11 protein-coding genes are annotated in these 12,781 nt (G+C 32.5%); 2 read left to right on the top strand and 9 right to left on the bottom strand.

All coding sequences use genetic code 11. The features are described 5' to 3' along the window. Positions 1-119: 119 nt before the first annotated feature. Both PHD84_09465 and ald read left to right on the top strand, forming a co-directional pair. On the top strand, positions 120-1,478 hold the full coding sequence (locus PHD84_09465) for a sodium:alanine symporter family protein (protein MDD5638024.1): 1,359 nt from the start codon (positions 120-122) through the stop codon (positions 1,476-1,478). An 80-nt stretch (positions 1,479-1,558) separates the two neighbouring features. Continuing rightward, a complete protein-coding gene (ald, locus tag PHD84_09460; GenBank protein ID MDD5638023.1) occupies positions 1,559-2,671 on the top strand; it encodes an alanine dehydrogenase in 1,113 nt (370 codons plus the stop codon). A gap of 136 nt (positions 2,672-2,807) precedes the next feature. Here the strand turns inward: ald and groL are convergent, their stop codons facing one another. From groL to glmM, 9 genes are all read right to left on the bottom strand, one after another. After that, positions 2,808-4,442 carry a chaperonin GroEL gene (gene groL, locus PHD84_09455; GenBank protein ID MDD5638022.1) on the bottom strand — a complete coding sequence of 545 codons (1,635 nt, stop codon included), beginning with the start codon at positions 4,440-4,442 and terminating at the stop codon, positions 2,808-2,810. A 58-nt stretch (positions 4,443-4,500) separates the two neighbouring features. Beyond that, entirely contained in the window at positions 4,501-4,803 is a 303-nt protein-coding gene (gene groES / locus PHD84_09450) for a co-chaperone GroES (GenBank protein ID MDD5638021.1), read from the bottom strand. A gap of 207 nt (positions 4,804-5,010) precedes the next feature. Beyond that, positions 5,011-6,012: a tRNA (adenosine(37)-N6)-threonylcarbamoyltransferase complex transferase subunit TsaD gene (tsaD, locus tag PHD84_09445; GenBank protein MDD5638020.1), complete on the bottom strand. Its 1,002-nt coding sequence runs from the start codon at positions 6,010-6,012 to the stop codon at positions 5,011-5,013. A gap of 29 nt (positions 6,013-6,041) precedes the next feature. Further along, positions 6,042-6,749, bottom strand: coding sequence for a tRNA (adenosine(37)-N6)-threonylcarbamoyltransferase complex dimerization subunit type 1 TsaB (gene tsaB / locus PHD84_09440; GenBank protein MDD5638019.1), 708 nt, complete (start codon positions 6,747-6,749; stop codon positions 6,042-6,044). Then, entirely contained in the window at positions 6,730-7,245 is a 516-nt protein-coding gene (tsaE, locus tag PHD84_09435) for a tRNA (adenosine(37)-N6)-threonylcarbamoyltransferase complex ATPase subunit type 1 TsaE (GenBank protein MDD5638018.1), read from the bottom strand. The genes tsaB and tsaE overlap by 20 nt, the downstream gene beginning before the upstream one ends. A 25-nt stretch (positions 7,246-7,270) precedes the next feature. After that, the gene (gene alr, locus PHD84_09430; protein MDD5638017.1) at positions 7,271-8,449 is read right to left on the bottom strand and encodes an alanine racemase; all 1,179 of its coding nucleotides are present in this window, start codon (positions 8,447-8,449) and stop codon (positions 7,271-7,273) included. 25 nt (positions 8,450-8,474) lie between these two features. Further along, positions 8,475-8,852, bottom strand: a complete 378-nt coding sequence (gene acpS, locus PHD84_09425; GenBank protein ID MDD5638016.1) for a holo-ACP synthase — start codon at positions 8,850-8,852, stop codon at positions 8,475-8,477. 119 nt (positions 8,853-8,971) lie between these two features. Continuing rightward, positions 8,972-10,801 carry a glutamine--fructose-6-phosphate transaminase (isomerizing) gene (gene glmS / locus PHD84_09420; GenBank protein ID MDD5638015.1) on the bottom strand — a complete coding sequence of 610 codons (1,830 nt, stop codon included), beginning with the start codon at positions 10,799-10,801 and terminating at the stop codon, positions 8,972-8,974. Positions 10,802-11,243: 442 nt separating this feature from the next. Continuing rightward, positions 11,244-12,608, bottom strand: a complete 1,365-nt coding sequence (gene glmM, locus PHD84_09415; protein MDD5638014.1) for a phosphoglucosamine mutase — start codon at positions 12,606-12,608, stop codon at positions 11,244-11,246. Positions 12,609-12,781: the final 173 nt, after the last annotated feature.

Genomic DNA, 12,781 nt, shown 5'->3' with positions numbered 1-12,781 from the left:
TATTTCTTACATGTAAGATGTTTATAAAATTAACTATTTTTTTTAATCATTATCCAGACTAAAAAATTTGATTAAAATTTTAATAATTTTATAAAAATAAAAAAGGAGGCTTTTTTAACATGACAGCAATAATGGAATTGTTAGATAAAATTAATGCCTTTGCCTGGGGACCACCTATGATGATTTTATTAGTAGGTACGGGAATATATTTAACTATACGAATAGGAGGTGTACAATTTTCAAAGATTGGTTATGGTTGGAGAGTGACTCTTTCAGGATTCTTTAAAAGGGATAGGGATAAACTTGGAGAAGGAGAAATAACTCCTTTTCAATCCCTTTGTTCTGCTCTAGCAGCTACCATAGGTAATGGAAATATAGCCGGTGTAGCTACCGCTATAGCTGCTGGTGGACCGGGAGCTGCGGTCTGGATGTGGATAACTGCCTTATTCGGGATGGCTACCAAATTAGGGGAAGCCACTCTGGGTGTAAAATACCGTATCAAAGATAAAGACGGTGTTTTTGTTGGTGGAGCTATGTATTATATTACCAAGGGTTTAGGCCAGAAGTGGCTAGGCTGGTTGTTCGCCTTGTTTGGAGCAGTATGTGCCTTCGGTATCGGTTGTATGGTTCAAACAAACTCTATGGCTTTGGTGGGACAAAGCGTTTTTAACATACCAGTCTGGATTACCGGTATTATTCTTACCTTTTTGACCTGGCTGGTAGTAATTGGAGGAATTAAACGTATCGGAGAAGTTACCGAAAGATTAGTACCATTTATGGCTATTCTTTATGTAGTTGGTGCTTTAATTATTATAATTGCTAAAATTAATATGCTACCCTGGGCTATTGGAGAAATATTTAAATCTGCCTTTACTGGAAGAGCTGCTTTTGGAGGTTTTGCTGGGGCAACGGTAGCTCAAGCGATGAGATATGGAGTAGCCAGAGGAATATTCTCCAACGAAGCAGGTTTAGGAAGTGCTAGCATGGCTCATGCAGTAGCCCAAACCAAACATCCTGTTCGTCAGGGCATTATGGGGTCAGTGGAAGTAATGATTGATACTTTAATCATTTGTTCTATGACCGCTATAGTTATTGTAGTAACTAATTCTTTGGGAACTGGCCTTACCAGTACTGCACTTACTGCACATGCCTTCTCCACCGTTCTGAAGGGTGTTGGTGGACCTATTGTAGCTATTGGTTCGTTCTTATTTGGTTATTCAACCCTTCTAACCTGGTGTTATTATGGCCAGACCTGTGGACGCTTTATCTTAGGTCCTTCTATTACCACACCATACGCCTGGCTATTTATTGTTTTAGCCTTTTTAGGTTCAATAGTGGAAGTACCCTTTGTCTGGTTACTTACTGATACTCTTAATGGGTTGATGGCTATTCCTAATTTAATCGGGCTTGTCTTCTTGAGCGGGATATTAGCTAAAGAGGTGAATGAATATTTCTCTAAGCCAGAACTGCAAGGGTAAGAACTTCCCTGAAGGGTAGTATTTTAATTGCATTAGATGCTACCCTTCTCTATTAATTCATAAGGAGGAATCTAAGAATAATGATAATTGGTGTCCCAAAAGAGATTAAGAATAATGAAAACCGTGTGGCTATTACACCTGCAGGTGTAAAAGCTTTTAAAAAGAATGGTCATCAGGTCTTCATTCAGAAAACAGCTGGTTTGGGTAGTGGGATAACAGATCAGGAATATCAAGAAGCTGGTGCTTCAATTATAGAGGAACCTGAAGAAGTTTTTCATAAATCAGATATGATAATGAAGGTAAAAGAGCCTCTATTTTCTGAATATACATTTATTAAAGAGGGACAGATAGTATTTACCTATTTTCACTTTGCTGCTTCACGTGAGCTAACTCAAGCCATGATAGAAAAAAAATGTATCTGTATTGCTTATGAAACTGTAGAAACAGATGATGGAGCCCTTCCTCTTTTAGCACCGATGAGTGAGGTTGCTGGTAAAACAGCTGGCCACCTTATCGCTTATTATTTATCACTTCCTTATGGTGGACGTGGCGTATTGTTGGGAGGTGTACCCGGTGTGAAACCGGCTAAGGTAGTGGTGATTGGCGGTGGGACCGTTGGTACCAATGCGGCTAAAGTTGCTGCTGGTATAGGAGCAAATGTTATTCTTTTGGATATTAATTTAGATCGCCTGAAATACCTTGATGATATAATGCCTAAAAATGTTATTACTCTTGCTTCGAATCAATTTAACATTGAAGAGGAATTAAAAGATGCTGATGCCTTAATCGGTGCAGCGTTGATACCAGGAGCACCTGCACCAAAAGTTGTTACAGAAGATATGGTTAAAAAAATGCCTAAACACTCAGTCATAGTTGATGTAGCTATTGATCAAGGGGGATGTGTTGAAACAAGCCATCCGACTTCTCATAGCGATCCAACTTATTTAATGCATGATGTTTTACATTATTGTGTTACCAATATGCCTGGTGCTTTTGCTCGCACATCTACCTTTGCTTTGACTAATGTTACGTTACCTTATGCCTTAGAAATTGCACAAAAAGGATACCAAAAAGCAATTATTAGTAATCCAGCAATTGCCAAAGGACTTAATATTATAGATGGAAGAGTAACCTATAAACCAGTAGCCGAAACGTTCGGTTACCAATATTACCCTATAGAAGAATTATATTAGATGCTTTCTAAATAAAATTTTAATACTCTTTATTTATAAAATAAAAGAATCGCTCTTTTTTTAGAAAAGAGCGATTCTTTTGTAATTAATTAGTATTAATTATTTAAATATTAAATAATTTTTATTCTTTACTTAGTTAGTACATTCCCATTCCTCCACCACCTGGCATTCCTCCACCAGGCATGGGTTGTTCTTTCTTTTCTTCAGGTTTATCTGCAATCAAACACTCGGTGGTAAGTACCATTCCAGCAATACTAGCAGCATTCTGTAAGGCAGAACGAGTAACCTTAGTGGGATCTACTATACCTCTTTTTACCATATCAACAAATTCTCCCTCTGCAGCATCAAAACCAATTCCTTTTTCTTTATGTTTTAATTGTTCTACAATTATTGATCCCTCAAATCCAGCATTTTGAGCAATTTGTCTAGTAGGTTCTTCCAATGCTTTTAGAATAATATTAACACCAATCTGCTCTTCACCTTCCAATTTATAATTTTCTAAAGCTGGAATAATGTTAAGCAGAACTGTTCCTCCACCAGCTACAATTCCCTCTTCTACGGCTGCTTTAGTTGCAGAAAGGGCATCTTCAACTCTATGTTTTTTCTCTTTTAACTCAGTTTCGGTAGCAGCTCCTACATTGATTACAGCAACACCACCAACCAGTTTACCGAGTCTTTCCTGTAATTTTTCTTTATCATAGTCTGATGTTGTTTCTTCAATCTGAGTCCTAATTTGCGCCTCTCTTTTTTTAATTTCCTTTACATCACCTTTGCCACCAACGATAATCGTCTCTTCCTTATTCACTTTAACTTGATGAGCGGTCCCCAGCATGGAAATATCGGCATTCTCCAATTTTAATCCAACTTCTTCTGAAATAACTTGTCCACCGGTTACAATTGCTATATCAGTTAACATTTCTTTTCTTCTGTCTCCAAAACCGGGTGCTTTGACTGCTACACAATTTAAAGTACCTCTAATTTTATTCACTACCAATGTTGCCAAAGCTTCTCCCTCAATATCTTCAGCTATTATGAATAAAGGTTTGCCCATCTGGGCAACCTTTTCCAATATTGGTAGCAGGCCTTTCATATTGCTAATTTTAGCATCAGTTATTAATATTAGGGGATCTTCCAGCGCTGCTTCCATTCTTTCGGCATCAGTAACCATATAAGGTGAAATATAACCCTTATCAAACTGCATTCCTTCTACAACATCTAAAGTAGTTCCCATAGTTTTAGATTCTTCAACTGTAATAACGCCATCTTTTCCAACTTTTTCCATAGCATCTGCAATAATATTACCAATTTCACGTTCAGCAGCAGAAATTGAAGCAACATTGGCGATGGATTCTTTATCTTTAATATCTATACTCAATTTTTTAATTTCATCTACAGCTTTGTCTACCGCCTTCTGAATTCCCCTTCTTAGCATCATTGGATTTGCACCAGCAGCGACATTTCTTAAACCCTCATGAAGTATCTTCTGAGCCAAAACTGTTGCAGTAGTTGTTCCGTCACCAGCAATGTCATTTGTTTTAGTAGCAACTTCTTTTACAAACTGTGCTCCCATATTTTCAAAAGGATCTTCTACTTCAATTTCTTTAGCAATAGTTACTCCATCGTTGGTAATAGTAGGTGAACCATATTTCTTTTCCAATACTACATTTCTACCTTTTGGTCCTAAAGTGATTTTAACACTATCTGCTAATTTATCAGCTCCTCTTTTTAGAGCATTTCTTGCGCTTTCTTCAAATAAAAACTGTTTTGCCATATTATTCCTCCTTAATCAAATATTATGATAATAAATACATAAATAGATTATTTTAATTCTATTCCAGAATAGCCAGTATATCCTTTTCACTTAAAAGAAGATAATCTTCATCGTCATCATCTTTAATATCGGTTCCTGAGTATTTAGCATAGATAACCTTATCTCCTTTTTTAAATTGCATAGGAAAAATTTTACCCTCGTCATTAGTTCGGCCAGGACCTACTGCGAGTACTTCACCTACTTGAGGTTTTTCTTTAGATACTGTATCTGGTAATACAATGCCACCTCTAGTTTTTTCTTCTTCCTGTAATGGCTTCACCAAGATGCGGTCACCTAATGGTTTGATCTTTTTTATATCCATATTTATTCCTCCTTAAAATATTTTTATTATTTAAATTATTTAGCACTCTCAATGTGAGAGTGCTAAAAGTCCTTTACTATATTATATAATGAATATTTATTTTGCAAATACTGTTTTAAGCCATTTTAACTTATATTAGGCTTTTTTTAATGTTATAAAACCTTTTATCCCTATATTTCTCAATATATCCTTATTTTTTAGACTATATTATTCTGTAAATACTTCTAAATCAAACGAATCAGTAATTCCAGTTTTTAGTTTGTAAAAACCAGCGCAAGCAATCATAGCTGCGTTATCAGTGCATAACTCTTTCGGTGGGTAATATACTTTAATATTAGTCTTCCGAGCGTCTTTAAACAATTCCTTTCTTAAACTTTCATTTGCAGCAACACCACCACCTAATATAATGCTGGATATATTATATTTCTGCGCAGCAGCAAGTGTTTTGAATTTAATAGAATCAATTATTGCCTTCTGAAAAGATGCACAAAGGTCATTAATGTTAACTTGTTCACCGAATTTTTTTTTCTCAATTAGAAAATAGATAACCGCAGTTTTTAATCCACTAAAACTAAAGTCAAAGTCATTACTATTTAGTAGAGGTCGTGGAAATTTTATAGCATCATCCTTTCCATCCTTAGCCAATTCTTCAATAATTGGACCTCCCGGGTAATTGAAACCTAAATATTTAGCAATCTTGTCAAAGATTTCACCAGCAGCATCATCTCTTGTTCTTCCAATAATCTCGTATAGGCCAACATTATGCACTAATATTAAAGAAGTGTGTCCACCAGAAACAACTAAAGAAATAAATGGTGCTTTTATTTTCTTATTATTTAAGAAGTTGGCGTAGAGATGACCTTCGATATGATTTACTCCAATTAAGGGTTTGTCTAAAGCAAAAGCAATGGCTTTGGCAAATGTTAAACCAACCAATAGAGAGCCTTTTAAACCAGGACCAGGAACAACAGCAATTCCATCAACATCATTTAAAGTTATTTTCGCTTTATCCAGGGCTTCTTTGCAGGTAATCATAATAAATTCCATATGCTTTCTGGATGCAATTTCCGGTACAACACCGCCATACCTTTGATGGATTTCCATTTGGGAAGCAATAATGTTAGAAAGCAAGTATTTTCCATTTTTTACTAATGCCACAGATGTCTCATCACAAGATGTTTCAATTCCCATAATAATAGTGTCTTTCATATAATTACCCTTATTTACTTGCAGTAGAATTATTTTCTATCTTTTTTTATTTCAGCTTCTGATTTACTAATATAAAAAGGTGTTAACCTATAAATATCATCATACTGTTTTTCTAAAATCCTTTTCTCTCCTATTAAAGCTACATTAACAGCATTGGCGGTACTTTGATTATTTTTTATGAAATAGATATTATTTATTTTACTTAATTCTTCTATTTTTTCTTCTTGAAGAATGTCTATTAAATCATAACCAAAAACATAAATATTATCCTTATATCTTAATAATTCTTGTTTTATATTAATCCATTTTTCACAATGGTAATCTCTTATTTGTTTTAGATTATTATTTTTATTAAGATAAAGAGAGAAATAATACTCTCCTCTTCTTGCTTTAATAAGTGGACACAGTATTCCAGGTAAAATGAGCCATTCAAAAGCATAAGATTCTAGACTATTTATGCCAATAATGGGAATAGATAGTGCAAAAGCCAGTCCTTTTGCAGTTGATAGCCCTATTCTTAAGCCAGTAAAAGAACCTGGTCCAATAGAAACAGCAATACCTTCAATTCTCTTAAGTTCAATTCCAGTTAAATTAAGTATGCTATTTAATAGTGGCAGGATAATGACAGAATGAGTCTTTTCTGTTTTATTTATTTTACAATCAACTACCATTTCACCATTGTTAACAATAGCTAGATTTAATACTTTAGTAGTCGTATCAATTCCCAATATATTCAATAGCTTTTAAATCCTCCACTATTTTTTTATATCTCTCTCCCCTTGGTTCAAAGATAATTTTTCTAGTAAGAACATTATCATAATCCATAATTATATCAATTAATAGCAGTTTTTCGGGTAGGTAATGTTTTATTTTATTGGCCCATTCAATTAAAGTAACTCCTTCATCAAAAAAGTATTCTTCATAACCCAGCTCTTCTATTTCTTCCTGCTTATTAAGTCTGTATAAATCGAAATGAAAAATAGGACTTCTCCCTATGTATTCATTGATAATAGAAAAAGAAGGACTGGAAATATTTTCCATACTCTTTAATCCCAGAGCAATACCTTTAATTAAACAGGTTTTCCCAGCACCAAGCTCGCCATTTATTGCTATCAAATCACCATCCAGAAGTAAATTCCCTAATTTTGTTCCTATATATATGGTTTCTTCCGGTTTTTTGCTTATAAAAATATATTTACATTCATTAGTATTATTATCAATTTTATTTAACATAATATTTAAATTTAAACCCTAATCTTTAACAATAAAATTCACCTAAAATATTCTTAATTTTCCAGGGCTTGCCTTCTTTAATAAATAATTTTGCTACTCTTGCTTTATCTGTTAAATGAACAACTTCGTCAACTATAGTGTTTAATTTTTGGGCAATACTTTCAATAGGTATGCTCCCCTCACTTTGCGCTCCCCAAAGAACAACTTCATCGCCAACAGTAGCTTTGGGTATATTGGTAATATCAATCATCATCTGGTCCATACAAACTCTGCCAATAACTGGCGCCATCTTACCTTTTAACATTACCTGTCCTAAATTAGATAGTAACCGGGAATACCCGTCGGCATAGCCAACAGGAAGAGTAGCTACGATAATTTCATTTTTTGCACAGTAAGTCTTACCATAACCAATAAAACTGCCGGCTTGAACTTTTTTTATAAAAGATATACAACTTTTAAATGATAATGCTGGAGATAACTGAATTACTCTTTTAACACTACTAGAAGGGTATAAACCATATATAAGACAACCTGGTCGCACCATATCCAACCAAGTTTCCGGTAAATCAAGAATAGCACCACTATTGGCAACATGGAAGAATGGCTTAGATATGAAATTAATATTTTTAATTAAATCAATTGCTTTGTTAAAAAGACTAAATTGTTGATATGTGTAGTTCTTATCAATTTCATCAGCAGTAGAAAAGTGAGTATAGATCCCTTCAATTTCTATATTGGGTAACTTTTTCAATTCAGAAAAAATATTTCTTATTTCTGCAGGTTTAATGCCCAATCTGCCCATTCCAGTTTCAATTTTTAGGTGCACTTTTATTTTTTGATTAGATTTGGCTACAAGTTCATTGAATATTTGGGCATTATATAAATCACTTATAGTAGCCATTATCTGGTAATCTAAATATAATTTAATTTGTTCTTGTAATGATACTCCCAGTACTAATATTGGAGCTTTGATATTATTTTTTCTTAAAAAAATAGCCTCTTCAATTCTAGCTACAGCAAGCTGATCAATGCCGTGTTCTAGAATTATTTTAGATATTTCTACAGCATCATGCCCATATCCATTTCCTTTTACAATACCCATAATTTTTACTTGTTTACCTATCAATCTCCTAATGTTTTGTACGTTGTATTTAACTGCATCTAAATTTATTTCTAACCATATAGAACCTAATAATTCTTTCATCTCACCCTCCTTTTATTTAAAAAAACTAATCTTCAATAATTACCTGAGCAATGGCTAGTTTTCTGGTATGAGAAATACTAAGATTAATATTAGATATCATTCTTTTAACAGCAATGCTCTTTGCCTGACCTGAAAGGTAAAGAAATGGTTTTCCTAAGGTATCTTTTCTAATCTCAATTTCTTTCCATTTAATACCCTGCATACCTGTACCAATAGCTTTTGTCAAGGCTTCTTTTGCTGCAAAGTATCCAGCATAAGACTGGAAGCGATACTCATTTTTTTGCTCACAGTAGCTTATTTCATTTGAGGTGTATACCTTATTCAAAAAATTAAGATTCCATTTTGTAATAATATTTTGAATCCTATCTATTTCTACTAAATCTATTCCTAATCCGATAATCATTTTTACCTACTATTAAAAAACTATTTATTTAATAAATAATAAGTTCTCCTTTATTATGAATCGTTTTTGAAATATCTGAGAAAGATAATTTTTATTATTCAGATAAGATTTATATCTTTTTATTCCACAGTTACACTCTTTGCTAAATTTCTTGGCTTATCCACATCCCTACCTAACTGGTCAGCAATATGATAAGCAAATAACTGAAGTGGAATGACTGATAATATAGGGTAGAGAATCATCTTTTCCACAACAGGTATATATATTACCTTATCTACAATTTCTGAAATTTGTGTATCTCCTTCACTGGCAATAACAATTACCTTGGCCATTCTGGTAATTACTTCTTTGATGTTATTAATTATTTTATCATAAACCTTATCCCTTAATGCTATTGCTAAAACAGGAAAGTTTTTATCAAGCAAGGCAATAGGCCCATGTTTCATTTCACCAGCTGGATAAGCTTCAGCATGAATATAGGAAATTTCTTTTAATTTCAAAGCTCCTTCCAGAGCAATCGGAAAATTAATATCTCTGCCTAAATAAAGAAAGTGTTTACAATTTAAAAATTGGTGAGAAATTGATTTTATTATATCATTTTGTTGAAGAATTATTTCAATTTTTTGAGGTAATTTCATCATTTCAGATATAATTTCAACTTCATCTTGTTCTGTGATCTTATTTTTTATTTTTCCTAGCAACACTGCCAGCAAATATAATGAAATTAATTGACCAATAAATGCTTTTGTTGAGGCAACCCCAATCTCCGGACCAGCATTAATATGCATGACCTGGTTTGCTTCCCGGCTAATGGTGCTACCTCTGACATTTACAATAGCTAAAGTGGAAAGGACTTTTCCACGGCATTTATTCATAGCTGCTATAGTATCAGCTGTTTCACCTGACTGGGAGATTATTATCATAAGTGTTTTTTTATTTAATATTTGAGTCCTATATCGAAATTCTGAAGCATAATCAACTTCTACTGGGATACCAGTTAAACTTTCAATGACATATTTGCCAACCAGTGCGGCATATGATGCAGTACCACAGGCTACTATATGTATCTTTTCTATTAGATACAATTTATTTACAGGAAATTTCACACAGGATAGATTAATCCTTCTCTTATAGATATACTTTTCTAAATTTTCTCTGATAACTAATGGCTGTTGAAATATTTCTTTCAACATAAAATGTTTATACCCACCTTTTTCTGCCATCTCAGCGTCCCATTCGATATTCATTATTTCCTTTTTGATATCCTTTCCCTTACAATCAATTATCTGTATCCTATCTTTGCTAATAGTAGCAATTTCATTTTCACCTAAAAAAATAACTTTCTTGGTATAATTCAGTAATGCTGGGATATCTGAGGCAATATACATTTCTTTTTCACCTATACCTATAACCAAAGGGCTATACTTTTTAGCAACAACAATTTTATCTGGTTCCTGTTTGGAAATTACGCCTATGGCATAAGAACCATTTATCTGTATTAATGATTTTCGTACAGCTTCAGTAAGGTTCCCCTGATAATTTTTTTGAATAAGATTAGGAATAACCTCTGTATCAGTTTCTGATAAAAAATTAAAACCACTGGCAATCAATTTATTTTTTATTGTTAAATAATTTTCGATAATACCATTATGAACAACCGCAATCTCAGAATTACTGGAAAAATGAGGATGGGCATTATTATCACTAGGGCATCCATGGGTAGCCCACCGAGTATGACCTAATCCAATTCTTCCCACAATGTTACATTTAGTTAAAAGTCCTTCTAAATTTGTTATTCTACCCTTGCATTTTTTTATCTTGATTTTATTACTCTTATCCAATACAGCAATGCCAGCAGAATCATAACCTCTATACTCTAATTTTTTTAATCCTTGTATTAAAATTGGCAATACATTTTTATCACCAATATAGCCAATAATTCCACACATATCTTGATCCTTTCTTTTTCTAAATAAAAAATCCTCATTATTAATCCATTTAGAGTCATTATTAATTGCTCTAAATATAATGAGGATCTATTTAACAATATTAATTTATAAATTTTATTTAAGCATTAATGGACTAATAATAGCCTGGTAATTTTTTGTCCTTACAATTACTTGTAATTTTTGTAATTACCTAAGGATTGGCTCATCCAGGAGCATCCGCCGAAATCTCGATTAACTCCTCCCTCGTCGACTTAATTATTAGTTTTTGGTTATCTTAAACCAATATTAATAAATAAGTCCAGGCGCTAATATTCATTTTTTATTCATATTCCATAAAATCACCCCTTCTTTGATAAACAACCTAATATATATAATCAAGTTTAATTATAACATAATTTAAATCTCTTTTGTTTTATTTTTTTAAGTTTACGATATATTAATATTATAAAATATTTTTACTATAATTTGGTAGACCGGTAAAATACTCATCAATCGCTTTTTGACACTTTGTAATTGTTTTTTTCTTTTTACTTTCCAATAGAATTCTAATTTTATTTTCAGTTCCAGAAAATCTGATTAAAATCCTTCCCTCTTTTTTAAGATATTTTTTGATTTCTTCATTTATTCTCTTAAACTTTTCATCTTGTAATAGATATTTTTTATTATAAATTTTATAATTAATTAATTTCTGGTAATATTTTTTCATTTTACCAGCCTGTACCGATATCTGTTCATTATTTTTATTTAAAGCATCCAATAATTGAAAAGTAGTTAATATTCCATCACCATTGGGGCTATATTGTAAAAATATTATATGACCTGATTGTTCGCCTCCTAATAAGGAATTCAATTCTAACATCTTTCTTAAGACATATTTATCACCAATATTAGTTCTAACTACCGTACCACCAATCTTATTAATTGTTTCATCAAATCCCAGATTACTCATATGAGTAGTGACAACTATTTTGTTTCCCAATCTTCCTTCTTTTATAAAAGCTTTAGCATAGATAACCATTATTTGGTCTCCATCAATTAATCCTCCTTTTTCATCAACTGCCAAAACCCTGTCAGCATCACCATCATAAGCAAGTCCAAGATCAGCTTTTTCTTTTAGAACTGCCTTTCTTAAATTATTGATATAGGTTGAGCCACATTTCTGGTTAATATTTATTCCATCTGGGGTATCATTAATAGTTATAAAGTTCATATTTAATCTGCTAAACAATTCTGAAATAATTAAACTAGATGATCCGTTAGCACAATCGAAGACAATTTTGTATTCTGGTCTTTTAAAATCTCTTGGAATTGTATTAAAAATATAGTTTAGATATATTTCTCTTGCTTCTTTCAGTGGTATTACCTTGCCAATATTTCTACCTGTATTTTGTATTTTTTTATATTTCTCATAAAAAAGAATTTCTTCAATCTTTTTTTCACTTCGTTTATCTAATTTGAAACCATCATTCTTAAATAGTTTAATACCATTATCATAATAAGGATTATGAGAAGCTGAAATAACAACTCCCATATTTACTTGATAATATTTTGTTAAATAGCCAACAGCGGGAGTAGTAATAATTCCAGCATCTAAAACATTACTACCAGATGAACACAAACCAGCTGTAATTGCAGATTCTATCATATCACCAGAAATCCTAGTATCTTTACCGATCAGTATATTTTTACTTTTTTTGTTTCTGTTATAATAACCGACAGCACGTCCTAAATTAAAAGCTAGCTCAGCATTCATGGGATATCGATTTGCTAATCCCCTTATGCCATCAGTCCCAAATAATTTATTCATTTCACATCCTTTTCTTGATAAAAATTATTCTAATGGTATTCAACATTTGTATTACTTTCATGATGTGTTTACACATCCAGTTCTTTCCTATAGAAATAGGATACTATTTATCCGGGTTATGGTAAAGCTAATTTACGCTTACCATCTAAAAATTTCTGGTAAGGTATTTTACC

The sequence above is a fragment of the Atribacterota bacterium genome, assembly GCA_028717805.1.
GTDB lineage: Bacteria > Atribacterota > Phoenicimicrobiia > Phoenicimicrobiales > Stramentimicrobiaceae > Stramentimicrobium.
This window is presented reverse-complemented; position numbering and strand designations above follow the sequence as displayed.